We start from the raw sequence: 19,891 nt of genomic DNA, 5'->3' as shown, positions 1-19,891 counted from the left end.
TCAGTTGCAAGTGACAATCTGGCGCAAACCCGCGCCACACAACGCATTGCGACTCATCACGAGTACCCGATCGGTGGTCAAGGCTACTTCCGTTATCGGGCGCATGCAAGCCTTAACCACCCGTCGAATGCGCCAAATTTGCGGCGCATCAACATTTACACGACAGAAACGCGCTCAAACCCCTGCGGATTGTCCTGCAACGCCAATTCCAGCACCTCGTCAATCCAGCGAACCGGATAAATTTCAAGGTCTTGTTTGACGTTTGCCGGGATCTCCTCAAGGTCACGCTCGTTCTCTTTCGGAATAAGCACTCGCTTGATGCCGCCACGATGGGCTGCCAGCAACTTCTCCTTGAGACCGCCGATGGGCAGCACTTCGCCGCGCAAGGTGATCTCCCCTGTCATCGCCACATCAGCACGAACCGGATTACCGGTCAAGCTGGAGACCAGGGCAGTACACATGGCGATACCGGCGCTCGGACCATCTTTCGGGGTTGCCCCTTCCGGTACGTGCACGTGGATATCGCGCTTCTCGTAGAAGTCAGCATTGATCCGCAACTTCTCGGCACGGGTACGCACCACCGTCATGGCCGCCTGAATGGACTCCTGCATCACTTCACCGAGAGAACCGGTATAAGTGAGCTTGCCTTTGCCCGGCATGTTGGTGGTCTCGATGGTAAGCAGATCGCCCCCCACTTCGGTCCACGCCAGACCACATACCTGACCAATCTGGTTCTGGTCGGTGGCTTTGCCGTAATCGAAACGCTGTACCCCGAGGAACTCCTTGAGGTTGGCCTGATTGACCTGAACATGCTTGATGCTCTTGTCCAGCAGGATGCGCTTGACCGCTTTGCGACAAATCTTGGAGATCTCGCGCTCCAGACCACGAACCCCCGCCTCGCGGGTGTAGTAACGGATCACCCCGACCAAGGCAGAATCCTCGATGGTGATCTCGGACTCTTTCAGACCGTTGCGCTGGATCTGCTTGGCAACCAGATGCTGCTTGGCAATGTTGAGCTTCTCATCTTCGGTGTAACCGGAGAGGCGGATCACTTCCATCCGGTCCAGCAAGGGGCCCGGGATGTTCATGGAGTTGGAAGTGGCCACGAACATGACGTCCGACAGGTCATAATCCACTTCCAGATAGTGATCGTTGAAGCTGTTGTTCTGTTCCGGATCAAGCACTTCCAGCAAGGCAGAGGCGGGATCGCCGCGCATGTCCGAGCTCATCTTGTCGATCTCGTCGAGCAGGAACAGCGGATTCTTCACACCGACTTTCGCCATCTTCTGGATGAGTTTGCCGGGCATGGAACCGATATAGGTACGGCGGTGACCACGGATCTCCGCTTCGTCACGCACCCCACCCAAGGCCATCCGCACATATTTGCGGCCTGTCGCCTTGGCGATGGATTGGCCCAACGAGGTCTTGCCCACACCGGGAGGCCCAACCAGACAGAGGATAGGGCCCTTGAGCTTGTTAACCCGTGCCTGTACCGCCAGATATTCGAGGATGCGATCCTTGACCTTCTCGAGGCCATAGTGATCGGCATCCAGCACCTCTTGCGCCTTGCCAAGATCTTTCTTGACCTTGGATCGCGCCTTCCACGGCACCTGTACCATCCAGTCCACATAGCTGCGAACCACGGTAGCCTCGGCGGACATGGGAGACATCATCTTCAGCTTGGCAAGCTCGGCCTGGGCCTTTTCACGGGCATCTTCCGGCATGCCAGCCTCTTCAATCTTGCGATTGAGGGCTTCAAACTCATCCGGGCTATCTTCCAGCTCACCCAGCTCTTTCTGGATGGCCTTCATCTGCTCGTTGAGGTAATACTCGCGCTGACTCTTTTCCATCTGCTTCTTGACGCGAGTACGGATGCGCTTCTCGACCTGCAGCAGGTCAATTTCCGACTCCATCATCGCCATCAGGAATTCGATGCGCTCGGAGACCGAGACGATCTCCAGCACCTTCTGCTTGTCTTCCAGCTTGAGCGGCATGTGGGCCGCCATGGTGTCAGCCAGACGCGCAGCATCGTCGATCGCCGAGATCGAGGTCAGTACCTCGGGCGGGATCTTCTTGTTGAGCTTGATATAGCCTTCAAACTGGCCGATGGCGGAGCGAACCAGCACTTCCTGATCCTTCTCCTCAATGGCTTGGGAGGGGATGTACTGGGCCTCGCAGACAAAGAAATCTTTGTCGTCGATCATCCGCTCCAGGCGGGCACGCTGGCCCCCCTCTACCAGCACCTTGACGGTGCCGTCCGGCAGCTTGAGCATCTGCAGAATATTGGCCACTGTCCCGACGGTGAAGATCTCCTCCACCGTTGGCTCATCGGTTGACGCATCCTTCTGGGCCACCAGCAGAACTTTCTTGTCCTGCTCCATGGCCGCTTCCAGACAGCGAATGGATTTTTCCCGCCCCACAAAGAGTGGAATGACCATGTGGGGATAAACCACCACGTCACGAAGAGGCAGGACGGGAATCTCGATGCGTTCTGAACGCTCTAGGTTCATATATGTCCTCTCGGCTTGTTATACCGTTGGCAAAGCGCTTGGCTGAGTATATGGGGGCGCTGAGATGAGATTCAATCGCCGAAACCGTAAAAAGCATGAAAGGGGCAAAAAGCCCCTTCCATTTGATTAAAAATCAGACATTTACTCTGATGCAGCAGCCTGGGTTTCGGGATTTTCGTAGATCATCAAGGGCGCGGAGTCCCCTTTGATCACGGTCTCGTCGATCACCACCTTGCTGACCCCTTCCAGAGAAGGCAGGTCATACATGGTATCCAGCAACACGGCTTCCACGATGGAACGCAGACCACGAGCACCGGTTTTACGCTCCATCGCCTTGCGGGCAATGGCGTTGAGTGCGTCGTCACGGAACTCCAGCTCGACCCCTTCCAGATCGAACAACGCAGCGTACTGTTTGGTCAGCGCGTTTTTCGGCTCTTTCAGGATCTGGATAAGCGCAGACTCGTCCAGCTCGGTCAGGGTCGCGACCACCGGCAGACGGCCGATGAACTCGGGGATCAGACCATACTTGATCAGATCTTCCGGCTCTACCTTGGCGAAGGTCTCGCTCAGGGTGGCCTTGGCATCCTTGGATTTCACCTCGGCGCCAAAACCGATACCGGTTCCCTTCACGGAACGCTGCTCGATCACCTTGTCCAGACCGGCAAAGGCACCGCCACAGATGAAGAGGATCTTGGAGGTATCAACCTGCAAGAACTCCTGCTGCGGATGCTTGCGACCACCTTGCGGCGGCACGGAAGCGATGGTCCCTTCGATCAGCTTGAGCAGTGCCTGCTGTACCCCTTCCCCGGAGACATCGCGGGTGATGGAGGGGTTGTCCGACTTGCGGGAGATCTTGTCGATCTCGTCGATATAGACGATGCCACGCTGGGCTTTCTCTACGTCGTAGTCGCACTTTTGCAGCAGCTTCTGGATGATGTTCTCCACGTCCTCGCCCACATAACCGGCTTCGGTCAGGGTGGTCGCATCGGCCATGGTGAACGGCACATCCAGCAGACGAGCCAGAGTCTCGGCCAGCAGGGTTTTACCGCTACCGGTCGGGCCAATCAGCAGGATGTTGGATTTGCCGAGCTCCACACCACTGTTTTCGCCGCTGTTGCGCAGACGCTTGTAGTGGTTGTAGACGGCAACGGCCAACACCTTCTTGGCGTACTCCTGCCCGATCACATAGTCATCGAGATGAGCGCGGATCTGATGAGGGGTCGGCAGCTCGTTACCATCGCGCTTGGGCGAGATCTCGCGGATCTCTTCGCGGATGATGTCGTTGCACAGCTCGACGCACTCATCACATATGTAGACGGAAGGGCCAGCGATCAGCTTGCGCACTTCATGCTGGCTTTTGCCGCAAAAAGAGCAGTAGAGCAGCTTATCACCCTCACCCTTGCGTTTCTCTGTCATTCAGCAACCTCGTTTTATCAATAGAGGATGGATCGGCCTGTTGAGTTTACAACAGACCGGGACACCCTGCTCAGCTACGCTGGCTCAGGACACCGTCTACCAGACCATAGGCCACGGCCTGCTCGGCGGACATGAAGTTGTCACGATCGGTGTCACGCTCGATGGTAGCCATGTCCTGACCGGTGTGGAACGCCAGGCGCTCGTTCAGGGTATTTTTAATCTTCAGGATCTCCTGGGCGTGGATCTGGATATCAGATGCCTGACCCTGGAAGCCACCCAGCGGCTGGTGGATCATCACACGGGCATTAGGCAGGCAGAAACGCTTGCCCTTGGCGCCACCGGCCAGCAGGAAGGCACCCATGGAGCAGGCCTGCCCCATGCAGACGGTGCTGACATCCGGCTTGATGAACTGCATGGTGTCGTAGATGGACATGCCCGCAGTCACCGAACCACCCGGCGAGTTGATGTAGATATAGATGTCCTTGTCCGGATTCTCGGACTCGAGGAACAGCAGCTGGGCAACCACCAGATTAGCCATGTGATCTTCAACCTGACCAGTCAGGAAGATCACCCGCTCTTTCAGCAGACGGGAGTAAATATCGTAGGAACGTTCACCCTTGGCAGTCTGTTCGACCACGATGGGGACCAGCGCATTGCTGGGAGAATCGGTCATATCGTTATAGTTCTTGTACATAAGGCATTGTCCCTAAAATAAAATGGCCCGAGTGGAGATCACACGAGCCATTATACTTAACAGTCTTGACCTTAAGTCAAATGTTCTTAGGCAGCGGCGCCAGACTTGTTGATCACTTCGTCAAAGGCAACTTCTTTTTCGGTCACTTGCGCTTTGGACAGGATCAGGTCGATGGCTTGATCTTCTACTGCCAGGTTACGAACGCCGTTCAGCATCTGTTCGTTCTTCTGGTAGTACTCGATCACTTCCTTCGGATCTTCGTAGGCAGTCGCCATGGACTCGATGATGCTGTTTACACGAGCATCGTCAGCCTTGATTTCGTTGGTACGGATCACGTCACCCAGCAGCAGGCCTACGCGTACACGACGCTCGGCTTGAGCCTGGAACAGTTCAGCCGGCAGCTCGGGAGCGTTGCCGCCCTGGAAGCCACCGAAACGCTGCAGAGCCTGCTGACGCAGTGCGTCGATCTCTTGAGCAACGGCAGCTTTCGGCAGGTCGATTTGGTTGGCTTCAACCAGACCGTTCAGAACCTGCTCTTTCACGCTGTTTTTCAGGGCTTGAGCCAGTTCGCGCTCCATGTTCTTGCGCACTTCGGCTTTCAGCTCTTCAACAGAACCGCTTTCGATACCGAAACGCTTCACGAACTCTTCGGTCAGCTCAGGCAGGATCTGCTCTTCAACCTTGATCAGCTTGGAAGCGAACTTGGCTTCTTTGCCTTTCAGGTTTTCAGCGTGGTAGTCAGCCGGGAAGGTCACTTCGATGGTGAACTCGTCGCCCGCTTTCTTGCCCATGATGGCGTCTTCGAAGCCCGGGATCATGCGGCCAGCGCCCAGCACCAGGTTGAAGCCTTCAGCTTTGCCGCCGTCGAACTCTTCACCGTCGATGGAACCGACGAAGTCCATGGTCACACGCATGCCATTGGCAGCGGCAACATCGGCATCAGCCCAGGTAGCGTGCTGCTTGCGCAGGGTGTCGATCATGTTGGCCAGATCTTCATCCTTCACGGTCGCAACCGGCTTCTCGACCTTGATGGTCTCGAGACCTGCAACTTCGAACTCCGGATACACTTCGAAAGTGGCGGTGAACTCGAAATCCTGACCTTCTTTGATCTCTTTCGGATCCATGGTCGGGGCACCGGCCGGGCTCAATTTGTTTTCGATGATGGCTTTGATGAAGTTGCTCTGCATCATTTCATCAGCAACGCGGGCGTGAGCCATGGCGCCGAACATCTTCTTGATGATGGCAACCGGAGCCTTGCCAGGACGGAAACCGTCGATGCGACGAGTTTTGGCCAGGCCATTCAATTCTTTACGCACAGCGGCGTCTACGGTAGCGGCCGGTACAGTGATGGTAAGACGGCGTTCCAGACCCTGGGTTGTCTCTACAGAAACTTGCATTCTTCTACCTCGTTCAACTCAGCACTGTGTGCTGACCCTTTATTGCCCCTGGGCAAAGCCCGGAGTCTTCCTGTTTATAAAGACAACGATATGTCTTTGTGATGAGAAAATATGACGCGGCATTATAGCGGCGCACTTTGGTCGAGTCGAGCCACACATCCCCCACATTGAGCGGCGTGCAAGCACAATTCGTGCAAAACTGCCCTTTATATGGGGAGAGAGGTGCCCGACTTCAACTATCCGATGGCAATAATTTTGCGTTTGCTCACCTTTTTTCATCCGAACGCCGCTTTATTGCCCATCTTTCGCCGAAAAACAGCCCATCGTTGCGGGCGGCGACTCAATTTGACCAGCCAAATGGCGATTGAACCAATCAACCATTGCGTCCCCTGCCCTCCCTCGTTATGGTGGCAACCAAATTGATGATCTGGAGTCACTCACATGGCCTTTTTCCGCTTCTTGTTCAATCTGCTCTGGTTTGTACTGGGAGGTGTCTTTATGGGCCTGGCCTGGTGGCTGGCCGGTCTTGTCTGCTTTATCTCGCTGGTCGGCATCCCCTGGGGACGAGCCTGCTTCGTGATCGGCACCTTTACCTTCTTCCCGTTTGGCAAGCAGGCCGTCAATCGCAAGACCATGACCGGCCAGAGCGATATCGGCACCGGTACTCTGGGGCTGATTGGCAATATCCTCTGGTTCGTGCTGATCGGTGTCTGGCTGGCCATCGGCCACATCGCTTCCGCGCTGGCCTGCTTCGTGACCATTATCGGTATCCCGTTCGGTATCCAGCACCTCAAGCTGGCACTCATCAGTCTGGCGCCCATCGGCCAGATGATTGTGACCAACCAGGAGGCGGAATCGGGCCGCTATATCCGCTAACTGCGGGAAATGCGCGGGCAGACGCAGCCCTGCAACGAAAAAAAGGGCAGACTAGGGTCTGCCCTTTTCTATTCTCTTTTGTTGAGGCCATCATGTTACCCAGCCACTTTTTCGCCAATCTCGCCCGCATGAAACTCATCTATCGCTGGCCCCTGATGCGCAACATCCAGCCGGAAAACATTGCCGAGCACAGCCTGCAGGTGGCCATGGTGGCCCATGCCCTCGGCATCATCAAAAACCGGCTGTTTGGCGGCAGCGTGAATGCCGACCGCGCCGCCGTGATGGCCCTCTATCACGACAGCAGTGAGGTGCTGACCGGCGATCTGCCCACCCCGGTCAAATACTTCAATCCCGAGATCGCCCGCGAGTACAAGAAGATAGAACTGGCCGCCGAACAGCGGCTGCTTGGCATGCTGCCGCCGGAACTGGTAGAGGACTTTCGCCCCCTGCTCGATTCGGCAGCCCAGGATGACGAGCTGGCCAGGCTGGTCAAGGATGCCGACACCCTCTGCGCCTATACCAAGTGTCTGGAGGAGATCAACGCGGGCAACCGGGAGTTCGAACCGGCTCGCAAGCGCCTCGAGGCCATGCTGGCAGCGCGGATGAGCGATGAGATGCGCTACTTTATCGACACCTTCGTGGCCAGCTTCTCCCTGCCGCTCGATGAGCTTAACGCTCACTAAGCCAGTCTACATGACTAGAAAACTGAAGGGCCCGCCGGTTTGCACCGGCGGTGCCCTTCGTTCTTTATTGCGCATTAGATGCAACGCATCAGTGACCCAGCTCGCGGGACGGTACCAGACCGCTCGCCCGCCAGGCGGGATAGAGGGTCGCCACCAGACTCATCAGGATGGCGGCGCCCGTCACGATGAGCAGGTCCTGCATATGCAACTCGGTCGGCAAGAAGTCGATAAAGTAGATATCCGGATTGAGGAAGCGATGGCCGATGAGCTTTTCGACAACGCTCAGGATCTGGGTCAGCTTGCTCGAAAGCAGCCCGCCCAGCAGGGCGCCAAGCAGCGCACCGGCCACGCCGTTGACCATCCCCTGAATGACGAAGGTAAGCCGGATCTGGCCGGGGCTCGCCCCCATGGTCTTCAGGATGGCGATCTCGCTGCGCTTCTCGTTCACCGCCATCACCAGAGTGGAGACGATGTTGAAACAGGCGACGGCCACCACCATCAGCATCACCACATACATGACGGTACGCACCATCTGGATGTCCTGATAGAGGTAGCCCTGGCTGTTCATCCAGCTACGGATGTAAACATGATGAGGGAACTGCTGCGCCGCGGCTACGGTGATGGATTGCGCCTTGAGCACATCGCTCACCCGCAGGCTGAAGCCCTCCACATCGCTGCCCATGCCGGTGATCGCTTGCGCATCGGCCAGATGCATAAAGCCGAGCAGACCGTCGAGCTGACCGCCAATTTCCAGCAGCCCCACCACGGTCAGGGCTTCGCGCCGAGGATTCTTGATCCCCGCCTGATCACCCCCTTGCGGCAGCAGCAGGGCGACCGAATCCCCCACCTTGACCCCCAACTTGTCGGCGATGGTCTTGCCAAGGATCACCCCACGTTCACCCGGTTGCAGCTCACGCAGACCACGGCCCGTCATGTATTTGCCTGCATCCGACAGATTGGCTTCCAGATCGGGCAGCACGGCGCGCAGTTGCACCCCCTTGAGGGCAGAGCCATGCTCCAGCAGGCCATTGAGGCGAATGACCGGCGCGGCCGCCTCAACGCCCGGCTGGGCCAGCAGGTAGTCGCGCAGACGCGGCCAATCCGGCAGCGGCCGCTCGACGGCGTCCAGCTCACCTTGCGGCACGACCGAGAGCACCCGATCTTTAAGCTCCCGCTCGAAACCGTTCATGGCGGAGAGGCCCAGGATCAGCGCCATCACCCCGAGGGCAATACCGATCAGGGAAGAGGCAGAGATAAAGGCGATAAACCCGTTGCGACGGCGGGAGCGGCTGTAACGCAGGCCCAGAAAGAGGGGCAGCGGTTTGAACATCAGGCAACCTCCGCCATCACGCCGCTCACCAGGGTCACCCGGCGATGGAGCTTGGCCGCGAGGCTCAAGTCGTGAGTCACTACCACAAACGCAGTGCCCAGTTCACGATTCAGTTCACACAGCAGTTCGTACACCGCCGTGGCACTGGCGTGATCCAGATTGCCGGTAGGCTCATCCGCCAGCACCAAGCTCGGTTCGTTGACCAGCGCCCGGGCGATCGCCACCCGCTGACGTTCGCCACCAGAAAGCTCGGAGGGACGGTGGTTCAAGCGATGGGAGAGCCCTACCCTACCCAACATTTTGGTCGCCTTTTCGGTGGCAACCGCCACCGACTCACCGGCGATCAGCAGCGGCATGGCCGCATTTTCCAGCGCACTGAACTCGGAGAGCAGGTGGTGGAACTGGTAGACAAAGCCCAGCTCGCGGTTGCGAAAACGGGCTTGGGTACGGCTGTCCCAATGGTGGATATCCTCCCCTTTGAACAGCACGGCGCCGCTGGAGGGGTTGTCCAGCGCCCCCATCAGATGCAGCAGAGTGGTCTTGCCGGAGCCGGAGCTCCCCACCACCGCCAGCATTTCACCGGGCGCGACGCAGAGATCGATCCCCTTGAGCACCTGAGTCTCCAGCCCCCCCTCTTTATAGACATGATTGAGCGCCTGGCAGCGCAGCAGAGGTTCACGGGATACGGCTTCATTCATAACAGGGGCTCCACTTGCCTCGGTAACAACGCTGGCACCCGCAACTACGGGGGCACCAGTCACAACAGAAGATGCATTATTCACGGCATTACTCATAACGCAGCGCCTCGGCCGGTTTCACCCGTGCGGCGCGTGCCGCCGGGTAAAGGGTGGCACTGAAGCTCAGCAGCACGGCGCCCAGCAAGATGGTGATGACCTGAGCCGGCTCGACAATCACCGGCAGGCCACTGCCGCCCGCCGCCATATAGAGGTTGAGCCCCACCGCATTGAGCAGAGGGTTGAGACCCAGGGAGAGCGCCAGGCCCGCCAGTCCGCCAAACAGGGCGCCAATCACCCCGCTGGAGGCGCCAAGCACCATGAAGATTTTGACGATCCCCGATTCACTCATGCCCATGGTGCGCAGGATGGCCACTTCACCCTCCTTGTCCGTCACCACCATCACCAGCGCGGAGAGGATGTTGAAAGTAGCGACGGCGATGATCAGCACCAGCATCAGCCCCATCATCCGTTTTTCCATGGCGACCGCCTGGAACAGCTCGCCCCGCTCGCGGCGCCAATCCTGCCAGACCAATCCGTCAGGCAACGGCGTCTTGATCACCTCATCGGCCGCAAACGGATCATCGAGCCAGAGGCGAATGCCACCGACGGTTTGTGGCGGCAGACGCAGCAAGCGCTGGGCATCTCCCAGTGCGATCAGCGCAATCTGGTTATCCACATCGGCGCCGACCCCGAAGATACCGGAGACGCTAAAGAGGCGCTGGGCCGGTACCCGACCAAAGGGAGTGAAGCGGGTCCCCTCGGTCAGGATCAGGCGAACCTGATCGCCGATGGAGACATTGAGGCGACGTGCCACCCCCTGCCCCAGCACGATGCGGTAGTGGCCGGCCTGCAGGGTATCGAGGCGCCCCCCCAGCATCTGGCTGTGGAGGATGTCATCCTTGGGCCACTTTGCAGGGTCGATCCCCTGCACACTCACCCCGGTCAGCTGGCCGGGGCTTTGCAGCATCCCTTCGCTGTCGAGCATGGGGGCCGAGGCGACCACATGGGGTAATTTGGCCAGATCCGGCAAGCCTTGCGGGTCTGCATCAATACGGCCAGCCTGATTGGTCACCACCACATGGGGGATCACCCCGAGGATGCGCCCTTTGAGCTGCCCTTCGAAACCGTTCATCACCGAAATGACCACCATCAGGGCGGCGACCCCGATGGCGATGCCAAAGGTAGAGAACAGGGAGATAAATGAGACGAAGCGATTGCTGCGCTTCGAGCCTGCATAACGCAGGCCGATGGCCAGCGAAAGGGGCTGAAAAAGTCCGGTCTTCAAGGATATGTACGTTGCCAACAAAATAAGATACCGGATAATAAAGGGAAACCGTCCATGACAACAAGGGATAGCCTCCATGCAGGAACAGTTCTTCAGCGTCACTCATGCCACGCCGGTCAATGTGATCCCCATGCCGGCCGACTTCCACCTCCCCTCGCTGGAGGAGCTGGACGCTGAGCTGCCGGAGCCCTTTCGGATCTCTTCGGCCATTACCTCCATCGATCTGGTGACCACTCGCCTGCTGCGCAACCAGAACGAGTCGATGCACGATCTGATCGAGATCGTCAATCAGCAGTCCCGCAAGATCGACATGATCATGGGCTATGTGCTCTCCCTGCAGGACCATCCGGAGCAGCGCTTTCACACCCTGCGCTTCGGGGCTGGCCAACTCACCTACCTGCACCCCTATCATGGTCACGGGGATGCGCCGCACCTGCACCAGATCGTGCGCCTCAAGATTTTCCTGCGGGAAGAGGCGGCCGCCATCTACTGCTATGGCCAGGTCAAACAGCTTGACGGCGGTGAACATGGCACCCATGTGCAGCTCGACTATGTGCGGATCCGCGAAGATGACCGTGAACTGCTGGTTCGTGCCAGCCTCCACGTGCAATCGAAGCAGCTCAAGCTGCGCGCCCAAGAACGTCAGCGCTAACCAGAGCGAACGTCAGCGATAGATAACGTCAACGTTAAAAGAATCGAACCATGCCAATGACACTCCCCGCCTTGCCCGCCAAAGCGGGCCAAAAGATCACGCTCGGCCAGCTGGTCGGCAGCAGCCTCTCGCTGATTGCAGCTCGTCTCACCAATGAAGCCAAAGGGCCGGTACTGCTTATCACCGCCGATACCCCGAGCGCCCTGCGCCTGGAGCAGGAGCTACAGTATTTGCTGACAGGCAAGCTGCTGGCAGACAAGCAGCTAGCCGATCAGTCCGCCCCCGTATTGCTGTTCCCCGATTGGGAGACCCTGCCCTACGACACCTTCTCCCCCCATCAGGACATCATCTCCCAGCGGCTCGAGACTCTCTACAAGCTGCCGCAGATGAGCAAGGGGGTACTCATTGTCCCCATCTCCACCCTGATGTTGCGCTGCGCCCCCCGGGTCTATCTCGACAAATACAGCCTGATGGTTAAGGCCGGCCAGCGCCTCAATCTGCAACAGTTGCGCGGCCGCCTGGCCGAGGCGGGTTACGTGGCGGTGGATCAGGTGCTGGAGCACGGCGAGTTTGCCGCCCGCGGCTCCCTGCTCGATCTCTTCCCCATGGGCAGCAGCAGCCCCTATCGCATCGACTTCTTCGACGATGAAGTGGACTCCATCCGCCCATTCGATCCCGAGACTCAGCGCTCCAGCGAACCGGTCAAGACGGTCAGCCTGCTGCCCGCCCGGGAATACCCTACCGACGAGGCGGCCATCGAACTGTTTCGCGGCCAGTTCCGCGAGCAGTTCGAGCTGTCGCGGGCCGAGGGTTCCGTCTATCAGGAGGTGAGCAAGGGACGCTGGCCCGCCGGCATCGAGTATTATCTGCCGCTCTTCTTCAACCAGACCGCCAGCCTGTTTGACTATCTGCCGGAAGAGACCCTGCTGCTCACCGTGGGGGATATCTACCCCGCCGCCCAGCGCTTCTGGAACGACATCGGCCAGCGCTATGAAGACAGACGCTGGGACAACACCCGCCCACTGCTGCCACCGGCCCAGCTCTATCTGCCGGTGGAGCAGCTCTTTGCCTCCCTCGGCCAATATGGCGCGGTGCGGCTGCAAGAGGCCGCCACCGCCGGTGATGCCGGTCAGCACGATCTGCCCATCTCCGCGCTGCCCGATCTGCAACTCGATCACAGCAAGGAGCAACCTCTGCTGGCGCTTAACCAGTTCCTGCAAGGCTTTGCCGGGCGCACCCTGTTTGCGGTGGAATCCGAAGGGCGACGGGAGGTGCTCGGCGATCTGCTGGCGCGTATCTCGCTGCAACCTAAAGAGTTCCCCTCCCTCGACGCCTTTATGGCAAGCCAGGATCGCCACGGCCTCTTGGTTGCACCGCTTGAGCGTGGCTTCCTGTGGCAGGAGGTCGGTCAGGATCCACTGGCGCTGATCACCGAGACCGAACTGCTGGGCGGCAAAGTGCGCAGCAAGCGGGCGCGGGAGAAGAGCAAAAACTTAAGCTCCGATGCGGTGATCAGAAACCTGGGCGAGCTGACCCAGGGTCAGCCGGTGGTCCATCTGGATCATGGGGTCGGCCGCTATCTGGGGCTCGAAACCATCGACGCCGGTGGTCTGCCCACCGAGTTTTTGACCCTCGAATATGCCGGCGGCGACAAGCTGTTCGTGCCGGTCACCAGTTTGCACCTTATCAGCCGCTACACCGGCTCTGATAACCCGCCCAGCCACAAGCTGGGTGGCGAGGCCTGGAGCAAGGCGCGGCGCAAGGCGGCGGAGAAGGTGCGCGACGTGGCAGCCGAGTTGCTGGATGTCTACGCTCATCGCGCCGCTCGCGCCGGCTTTGCCTTCAAGCACGACAAAGAGGCCTATCGCCAATTTGCTGCAAGCTTCCCGTTCGAGGAGACCGACGATCAGCTCAACGCCATCAATGCGGTGCTGGGGGACATGTGTCAGGCCAAGAGCATGGACCGACTGGTGTGCGGCGACGTGGGTTTCGGCAAGACCGAAGTGGCGATGCGGGCGGCATTTGTGGCGGTGCACGGCGGCAAGCAGGTTGCCGTGCTGGTGCCCACCACCCTGCTGGCGCAACAGCACTACGACAACTTCCGCGACCGCTTCGCCAACTGGCCGGTGCGGGTCGAGGTACTGAGCCGCTTCCGCTCCGCCAAGGAGCAGAGCGCTGTGATGAAGGAATTGGCTGAAGGCAAGGTGGACATCATCATCGGCACCCACAAGCTGCTCGGCTCCGAACTCACCTTCAAGGATCTGGGACTGCTCATCGTCGATGAGGAGCACAGATTCGGGGTACGCCAGAAGGAGAAGATCAAGGCGCTGCGGGCCGATGTGGATATCCTCACCCTCACCGCCACTCCTATTCCACGCACTCTCAATATGGCGATGTCCGGCATGCGGGATCTCTCCATCATCGCCACCCCGCCCGCCAAGCGGCTCGCCATCAAAACCTTTGTCCGCCAGCACGAACCGGCGGTGGTGCGCGAGGCGGTGCTGCGGGAACTCAAGCGCGGCGGTCAGGTCTACTACCTGCACAACGACGTCGAGAGCATCGAGAAGTGCGCCGCCGATCTGGCGGAACTGGTGCCGGAGGCCCGCATCGGCATCGCCCACGGCCAGATGCGCGAACGTGACCTTGAGCGGATCATGTCCGACTTCTACCACCAGCGCTTCAACCTCTTGGTCTGCACCACCATCATCGAGACCGGCATCGATGTGCCAAGCGCCAACACCATCATCATGGATCGGGCGGATCACCTCGGTCTGGCCCAGCTGCACCAGTTGCGGGGCCGGGTTGGCCGCTCCCACCATCAGGCCTATGCCTATCTGCTCACCCCCCATCCCAAGCTGATGACCAAGGATGCAGCCAAGCGGCTGGAGGCGATTGCCTCGCTGGAAGATCTCGGTGCCGGCTTTGCGCTGGCGACCCACGATCTGGAGATCCGTGGCGCGGGCGAACTGCTCGGCGACGATCAGAGCGGCCAGATTGAATCGGTGGGCTTCACCCTCTACATGGAAATGCTGGAGCAGGCGGTCGAGGCACTGAAAAATGGCAAGGAGCCGTCGCTGGAGCAACTGATGAGCCAGCACACCGAGGTGGAGCTGCGCCTGCCTGCGCTGCTGCCGGATGACTATATTCCGGACGTCAATATGCGTCTCTCCATGTACAAGCGGATTGCCAGTGCGGCGGACGAGCAGGAGCTTCGCGAGCTAAAAGTGGAGCTGATCGACCGGTTCGGCCTCTTGCCGGAGGCGACCAAAACCCTGCTGGAGCTGGCTGCCTTCCGTCAGCGTGCCACTGCCCTTGGCATTCGCCGGGTGGAGATGAGCGAGCGCGGCGGCTATCTCGACTTCACGCAAGAGACCAAGGTCAATCCGGCCTATCTGGTCAAACTGCTCTCCAGCCAGCCACGGGTCTACAAGATGGACGGGCCGACCCGGCTGCGCTTCCAGGTGCCGACCCAGGATCGCGCCATGCGCCTGAAACTGGTAGATGGTTTGCTGGCTGATCTGGCCAGCAACAGCCTGTGAGTCTCTGCAACGCTGGCGGCGAGCCAGAAAGAGAATGCCAACAAAAACGGGAGCCAAATTGGCTCCCGTTTTGCTTATGTTGGCTGGCTACTAGCGTCTCCCTTCTCCCCTTGTGGGAGAAGGGTCGGGGATGAGGGGGGCAGTGAAAACCATTCCTCTCACCCTGCCCTATCCCTGGGGAGAGGGAATCGCATCGGTAAATGTTGGGCTTCGCTGCGCTCAGCACCAACCTACACCTCTGACGATCAGCCCTGGTTGGCTGGATCCTCATGGGCGGAGAACTCGCGCATAAAGGCCTCGGCCCGCTCCACCATCTTGGTCGAGCCAACAAAGTAAGGGGTACGCTGGTGCAACGCGGTGGGCTGGATATCCATGATGCGGCCAAAGCCATCGGATGCCTTGCCACCGGCCTGCTCCACCAGAAACGCCATCGGGTTGCACTCATAGAGCAGGCGCAGCTTGCCGTTCGGCGAGTTGGTGCCGGACGGATAGATGTAGATGCCACCCTTGAGCAGGTTGCGATGGAAATCAGAGACCAGGGAGCCGATATAGCGGGAGGTGTAGGGTCTGTGGGTCGCTTCGTCGCGCTCCTGACAATATTTCAGGTACTTCTTCACCCCGTCCGGAAACTTGATGTAGTTGCCTTCGTTGATGGAGTAGATCTTGCCCTCTTCCGGAATGCGGATGTTCTCGTGGGAGAGGCAGAAGCAGCCGATGGAGGGGTCGTAGGTAAAGCCGTTGACGCCAAATCCTGTGGTGTAGACCAGCATGGTGGAGGAGCCGTAGACCACATAACCGGCGGCGACCTGACGGTTGCCCGGTTGGAGGAAGTCCTCCAGCGTCACCGGCGAACCCTGCGGGCTCAAACGGCGGTAGATGGAGAAGATGGTCCCGACCGAGACGTTGACGTCAATATTGGAGGAGCCATCGAGCGGGTCGATCAGCACCACATACTTGGAGTTTTTGGAGAGCGGTGAGTCAAAGGCGACGAAGTCCTCTTCCTCTTCCGAGGCCATGCCGCACACCTCGCCGCGCGCTTCGAGCGCCGCCTTGAAGCGTTCGTTGGCATAAACATCCAGCTTCTGCTGCACCTCGCCCTGTACGTTTTCAGCGCCCATGGAACCGATGATATCCGCCAGTCCCGCCTTGTTGATCTCCCGGTTCACCACCTTGGCAGCAAGGCGGATCGAGCTGAGCAACGAGGTCAGCTCGCCGGTCGCGGTAGGATAATCCGCCTGCTTTTTGACGATGAACTCACCCATGGTGATCATGTTTCGCATTTTTGTTCCTTTAGATCGCATCCGTTGGCATTGAAAACGTTTGCAGGCGTCGGCAAAAAAAATGCCGATCACCGGCGGCCTTGATTTGTAACCTAATGTAACGTCTGTTTTTTGTTTTTGCAGCGAATTAAGCGGCCTATTAAATAAGCTATTTCGCCTCACGTTATGGTAAAAGACGCGTTTCATTCGGTTTCAATCGATAACTTTCGGACCCTTAATTCGTGGCAATAACCTGCGACAAGCCATGAGCTGACTGGCCTTGAGCCATTAAAAATGGAGTCTGATGGGCCTGCCGTTCCCTCAACCATTGCCTCTTGAGATCCGATCGCCAATCCAGCACACTGATTTCGCTTTGGAAGCAAATAAAACTCAAGGATTATCAATGAACAAGACTCTCATTGCCGGCATGGTAGCCGGACTGTTTGCCCTTCCCGCCTGGGCTGCCCAGGTGCCTGCCGGTACCAAGCTGCTGCCGGATGCCCAACAAATCTACGTGACCAATATCGGCACCGAACCTACCACCATCGACCCCCAGCTGGTAGAAGAGACCGCCGGTAGTGCCATCGTCAACGATCTGTTTGAAGGGCTCTACGAGCTGGATAATACCGGCAAGATCAAGCCAGCAGGTGCCATCAGCTACGAGGTCGACAAGACAGGTACCGTCTACACCTTCAAACTGAGGCCCGAGGCCAAGTGGTCAAACGGTGAACCGGTCACCGCCGCCGATTATGTCTACGGCTGGCAACGGGCGGCCGATCCCAAGACTGCCTCCAACTACGCCTGGTTTATCGAGTTGACCGGTGTGGTCAATGCAAGCGAGGTGACCCAGGGCAAGAAGAGCCCGTCAGAGCTCGGGATCAAGGCGCTCGATGACCACACCCTGCAGGTCACCCTGAAAAATCCGGTTCCCTTCTTCCTAAAAACGCTGGCCCACTACACCACATTCCCGGCCCCCAAGGCCACCATTGAAAAATTCGGCAAGGATTGGGTCAAACCGGGCAATATCGTCTCCAACGGCGCCTTTGTACTCAAGGAGTGGACCCCCAACGAGCGGCTGAGCGCCGAGCGCAATGCCCACTACTGGAACAACCAGCACACCGTCCTGAACAAGGTGATCTATCTGGAGATCGTCTCGGAAACCGCCGCCTACAACCGCTATCGCACCGGTGAACTGCACTACACCACTTATCCGCTGGAGCAATACAAACAGCTCAAGAGCAAGAGCCCGGAAGAACTGGTCAGCGTCCCCACGCTGGCCAGCTATTACTATGTCTTCAATACCCAGCGCAAACCGTTCGATGACCCGAAAGTACGCAAGGCGCTCTCGCTCGCCATCGACCGGGAGACTATCACCGACAAGATCCTGGGGCAGGGACAAATTGCCGCATATAGCTTCACGCCCCCCATTGTGGACGGTTTTGAATTGAAAAAACCGGCCAGCCAGCTGCAGAGCAAAGAGGAGCGGATCAAGCAAGCCAAAGCCCTGTTGGCCGAAGCGGGTTATGGTCCGGACAAGCCACTCACAGTGGACATTCTCTACAACACCAACGAGAGCCACAAAAAGATTGCGCTGGCCGTCTCCTCCATGTGGAAACACAACCTAGGGGTCACTGCCACCCTCAACAACATGGAGTGGAAGACCATGGTCTCGGCGCTGAACGAGGGGGATTTCGGGGTTAGCCGCTATGGCTGGAACGGGGATTATAACGACGCCTCCACCTTTCTCGACATCATGACCTCCAGCAGCAGCGCCAACAGCGGCAAGTGGTTCAACAAGGAGTACGACGCCCTGCTGGCCAAGGCCCACGACTCGCTGGATCCCGCTGAACGCAATGCCCTGTATCAGCAGGCAGAGGCTCTCATTGATGCGGATGCCCCCATCGCCCCCATCTATTTCTCGGTCAAATCCAGGTTGCTCAAGCCTTTCGTGAAAGGCTATCCCCACCTTAACCCGCAGGATGTGGTCTACAGCAAGGAGCTCTATCTGGTTGCCCAGTAACCGGCTCGGCAAGATGTGACCATAAAAAAGCGCCTGCATTGCTGCAGGCGCTTTTCATTGGCGGCCAAACGGGCCACTTGGCCCCTCTACACCTTCACGCAAGATTACTCTTCGGGACAGGGTGCCAGCACTACCCGGCGGCGACCCATCACCACCGGACGCACCAGCAACTGAGCCAGCAAAACCCCCAGCAGAGTCAGACCGCCCCCGATCAGGTGATAGCTGGTCAGCCGCTCTCCCAGCAGGGTGATGGCAAGGCCAGCCGTCATCACTGGCAGCAGATTCATAAAGATGGCGGTACGATTGGCACCAAGCAGGGTGATCCCCTGCATCCAGAGCCAGGGACAGAGGGCCGACGCGGGGATCCCCGCATAGAAGATCAGCCAGATCGCACGCCCCTCTGGCAGCTGACCATCCACCAGCAGAAAGAAGGGGGTCAGGATCAGCACACTGCAGAGCACCTGACCGTAGAGCAGCGACCAGTTGTCGAGCCCCAAATCCCACTTCTTGAGCAGCACGCTATAAAGGGCATAAGTGCCCGCCGAGAGCAGCATGTAGACAGAGCCGATATGAATACCCTGGGTAAACAGTCGGGTCGGATCCCCCTGCCCCAGCAAGATAGACAAGCCAAAGATGGAGAGCAGCGCCCCCAGCACGGCGCCCCAGGTGGGCCGCTCACGCAGCAGCCAGATGCTGAGTAACACGGTCAACAGTGGCGTCAGCCCCATCATCAATCCCATCTCGGTGGCCCCCATGGTCTGTGCGGCGTAGTACCCAAAGGTCTGATTAAGCACCATGCCCAGCGAGGCCAGCATGGCGATCTGCCAAAGGCCGGCACGAATGCGGGCACGCGCACGCCATACTCGACGGGCCAGAAACGGGCTTAATACCAGCGCAGCCACCACCCAGCGCGACCAGGCCAAGGCTGCCGGGGACAACACACCAACCGCCAGTTTGCTGACGATGCCATTGCCAGCCCAGATGGCAATGCAGGAGAAAGGAAACAGAAAGGCAAAGGGCATGAGAGGATCCAGACCGAAGAGACAACAGCGGGCCAGTATAGGGGGCGATGGAAGATAAACAAAGGTGTGGGCCTGAACAGCCACATAGTGAACGCCAGTAGCCAGAAAAAAATATGCCCGCAAAAGTGCGGGCATATCAGTGCAGAAACAGGTTCAGAAGCGCATCACGCGGCATCCATGTGCAGTCTGGAGATCAGCTCGTTGACCTCGGTGACTGTCTGGCGATGGGGAATATCCGCCGGATTCGGCATCAGCAACAAACCGGATTGGAAATCAAACCGCCCCCGACCATGGATGTAAATCCGACCTTTAAAGAAGGTTTTGACGTGCTTTGCCACCATCAGTGGCAGGTACTTCTTGAACACTCTCATCGTTTGCAACCTCTTGCAGTTGTATCCGTATGACAGCAGCTTCTGCGAATTAATTCCGTAAAGTATTTATAAAAATCCGGAAAACTCGCCCATCTCTTCC

The 19,891-nt window shown here is 58.5% G+C and carries 15 protein-coding genes; 5 read left to right on the top strand and 10 right to left on the bottom strand.

Features of this window, described 5'->3' with window-relative positions:
• Nucleotides 1-155: 155 nt before the first annotated feature.
• From lon to tig, 4 genes are all read right to left on the bottom strand, one after another.
• On the bottom strand, nucleotides 156-2,510 hold the full coding sequence (lon, locus tag G5229_RS02920; protein WP_319920699.1) for an endopeptidase La: 2,355 nt from the start codon (nucleotides 2,508-2,510) through the stop codon (nucleotides 156-158).
• A gap of 141 nt (nucleotides 2,511-2,651) precedes the next feature.
• Nucleotides 2,652-3,926 carry an ATP-dependent protease ATP-binding subunit ClpX gene (gene clpX / locus G5229_RS02915; protein WP_005336977.1) on the bottom strand — a complete coding sequence of 425 codons (1,275 nt, stop codon included), beginning with the start codon at nucleotides 3,924-3,926 and terminating at the stop codon, nucleotides 2,652-2,654.
• A gap of 70 nt (nucleotides 3,927-3,996) precedes the next feature.
• Complete coding sequence (gene clpP, locus G5229_RS02910) at nucleotides 3,997-4,620, bottom strand: ATP-dependent Clp endopeptidase proteolytic subunit ClpP (RefSeq protein WP_005336979.1); 624 nt, start codon at nucleotides 4,618-4,620, stop codon at nucleotides 3,997-3,999.
• An 86-nt stretch (nucleotides 4,621-4,706) separates the two neighbouring features.
• Entirely contained in the window at nucleotides 4,707-6,017 is a 1,311-nt protein-coding gene (tig, locus tag G5229_RS02905; protein WP_005336981.1) for a trigger factor, read from the bottom strand.
• 441 nt (nucleotides 6,018-6,458) lie between these two features.
• On the opposite strand from tig, the gene G5229_RS02900 reads away from it, so the two are divergent.
• Together G5229_RS02900 and yfbR are read left to right on the top strand one after the other, a co-directional pair.
• The gene (locus G5229_RS02900) at nucleotides 6,459-6,893 is read left to right on the top strand and encodes a YccF domain-containing protein (RefSeq protein WP_005336982.1); all 435 of its coding nucleotides are present in this window, start codon (nucleotides 6,459-6,461) and stop codon (nucleotides 6,891-6,893) included.
• Between the two features lie 92 nt (nucleotides 6,894-6,985).
• On the top strand, nucleotides 6,986-7,576 hold the full coding sequence (gene yfbR / locus G5229_RS02895) for a 5'-deoxynucleotidase (RefSeq protein WP_047436789.1): 591 nt from the start codon (nucleotides 6,986-6,988) through the stop codon (nucleotides 7,574-7,576).
• 88 nt (nucleotides 7,577-7,664) lie between these two features.
• On the opposite strand, the gene lolE is transcribed toward yfbR, so the two are convergent.
• The 3 genes from lolE to G5229_RS02880 form a co-directional block, all read right to left on the bottom strand.
• Nucleotides 7,665-8,906: a lipoprotein-releasing ABC transporter permease subunit LolE gene (lolE, locus tag G5229_RS02890; protein ID WP_005345089.1), complete on the bottom strand. Its 1,242-nt coding sequence runs from the start codon at nucleotides 8,904-8,906 to the stop codon at nucleotides 7,665-7,667.
• Nucleotides 8,906-9,604 carry a lipoprotein-releasing ABC transporter ATP-binding protein LolD gene (lolD, locus tag G5229_RS02885; RefSeq protein ID WP_199258887.1) on the bottom strand — a complete coding sequence of 233 codons (699 nt, stop codon included), beginning with the start codon at nucleotides 9,602-9,604 and terminating at the stop codon, nucleotides 8,906-8,908. The genes lolE and lolD overlap by 1 nt, the downstream gene beginning before the upstream one ends.
• An 88-nt stretch (nucleotides 9,605-9,692) precedes the next feature.
• The gene (locus G5229_RS02880; protein WP_421208362.1) at nucleotides 9,693-10,928 is read right to left on the bottom strand and encodes a lipoprotein-releasing ABC transporter permease subunit; all 1,236 of its coding nucleotides are present in this window, start codon (nucleotides 10,926-10,928) and stop codon (nucleotides 9,693-9,695) included.
• Between the two features lie 76 nt (nucleotides 10,929-11,004).
• On the opposite strand from G5229_RS02880, the gene G5229_RS02875 reads away from it, so the two are divergent.
• Together G5229_RS02875 and mfd are read left to right on the top strand one after the other, a co-directional pair.
• Nucleotides 11,005-11,580 (top strand): hypothetical protein, encoded by a 576-nt coding sequence (locus G5229_RS02875; protein WP_064336238.1) that lies wholly within the window; start codon nucleotides 11,005-11,007, stop codon nucleotides 11,578-11,580.
• Between the two features lie 56 nt (nucleotides 11,581-11,636).
• Nucleotides 11,637-15,119 carry a transcription-repair coupling factor gene (gene mfd, locus G5229_RS02870; protein ID WP_227343063.1) on the top strand — a complete coding sequence of 1,161 codons (3,483 nt, stop codon included), beginning with the start codon at nucleotides 11,637-11,639 and terminating at the stop codon, nucleotides 15,117-15,119.
• Between the two features lie 245 nt (nucleotides 15,120-15,364).
• Here the strand turns inward: mfd and fbp are convergent, their stop codons facing one another.
• Entirely contained in the window at nucleotides 15,365-16,399 is a 1,035-nt protein-coding gene (gene fbp, locus G5229_RS02865; protein ID WP_005336993.1) for a class 1 fructose-bisphosphatase, read from the bottom strand.
• A 382-nt stretch (nucleotides 16,400-16,781) separates the two neighbouring features.
• On the opposite strand from fbp, the gene G5229_RS02860 reads away from it, so the two are divergent.
• Complete coding sequence (locus G5229_RS02860; RefSeq protein ID WP_421208360.1) at nucleotides 16,782-18,398, top strand: peptide ABC transporter substrate-binding protein; 1,617 nt, start codon at nucleotides 16,782-16,784, stop codon at nucleotides 18,396-18,398.
• Nucleotides 18,399-18,502: 104 nt separating this feature from the next.
• Here G5229_RS02860 and G5229_RS02855 read toward each other — a convergent pair whose 3' ends face one another.
• Together G5229_RS02855 and G5229_RS02850 are read right to left on the bottom strand one after the other, a co-directional pair.
• Entirely contained in the window at nucleotides 18,503-19,420 is a 918-nt protein-coding gene (locus G5229_RS02855; RefSeq protein WP_421208358.1) for a DMT family transporter, read from the bottom strand.
• A gap of 164 nt (nucleotides 19,421-19,584) precedes the next feature.
• Entirely contained in the window at nucleotides 19,585-19,791 is a 207-nt protein-coding gene (locus tag G5229_RS02850; protein ID WP_005336998.1) for a DUF1107 domain-containing protein, read from the bottom strand.
• Nucleotides 19,792-19,891: the final 100 nt, after the last annotated feature.

Source organism: Aeromonas sp. 602396 (assembly GCF_049173735.1).
GTDB lineage: Bacteria > Pseudomonadota > Gammaproteobacteria > Enterobacterales > Aeromonadaceae > Aeromonas > Aeromonas veronii_A.
The sequence above is the reverse complement of the archived record's forward strand: the minus strand, read 5'-3'. Positions and strand labels throughout refer to the sequence as shown.

Bases quoted from the DNA above. Each gene is read 5' to 3' on its own strand.
- lon (WP_319920699.1), bottom strand. From the start codon at position 2,510: ATGAACCTAGAGCGTTCAGAACGCATCGAGATTCCCGTCCTGCCTCTT.
- clpX (WP_005336977.1), bottom strand. From the start codon at position 3,926: ATGACAGAGAAACGCAAGGGTGAGGGTGATAAGCTGCTCTACTGCTCT.
- clpP (WP_005336979.1), bottom strand. From the start codon at position 4,620: ATGTACAAGAACTATAACGATATGACCGATTCTCCCAGCAATGCGCTG.
- tig (WP_005336981.1), bottom strand. From the start codon at position 6,017: ATGCAAGTTTCTGTAGAGACAACCCAGGGTCTGGAACGCCGTCTTACC.
- G5229_RS02900 (WP_005336982.1), top strand. From the start codon at position 6,459: ATGGCCTTTTTCCGCTTCTTGTTCAATCTGCTCTGGTTTGTACTGGGA.
- yfbR (WP_047436789.1), top strand. From the start codon at position 6,986: ATGTTACCCAGCCACTTTTTCGCCAATCTCGCCCGCATGAAACTCATC.
- lolE (WP_005345089.1), bottom strand. From the start codon at position 8,906: ATGTTCAAACCGCTGCCCCTCTTTCTGGGCCTGCGTTACAGCCGCTCC.
- lolD (WP_199258887.1), bottom strand. From the start codon at position 9,604: ATGAATGAAGCCGTATCCCGTGAACCTCTGCTGCGCTGCCAGGCGCTC.
- G5229_RS02875 (WP_064336238.1), top strand. From the start codon at position 11,005: ATGCAGGAACAGTTCTTCAGCGTCACTCATGCCACGCCGGTCAATGTG.
- mfd (WP_227343063.1), top strand. From the start codon at position 11,637: ATGACACTCCCCGCCTTGCCCGCCAAAGCGGGCCAAAAGATCACGCTC.
- fbp (WP_005336993.1), bottom strand. From the start codon at position 16,399: ATGCGAAACATGATCACCATGGGTGAGTTCATCGTCAAAAAGCAGGCG.
- G5229_RS02860 (WP_421208360.1), top strand. From the start codon at position 16,782: ATGAACAAGACTCTCATTGCCGGCATGGTAGCCGGACTGTTTGCCCTT.
- G5229_RS02855 (WP_421208358.1), bottom strand. From the start codon at position 19,420: ATGCCCTTTGCCTTTCTGTTTCCTTTCTCCTGCATTGCCATCTGGGCT.
- G5229_RS02850 (WP_005336998.1), bottom strand. From the start codon at position 19,791: ATGAGAGTGTTCAAGAAGTACCTGCCACTGATGGTGGCAAAGCACGTC.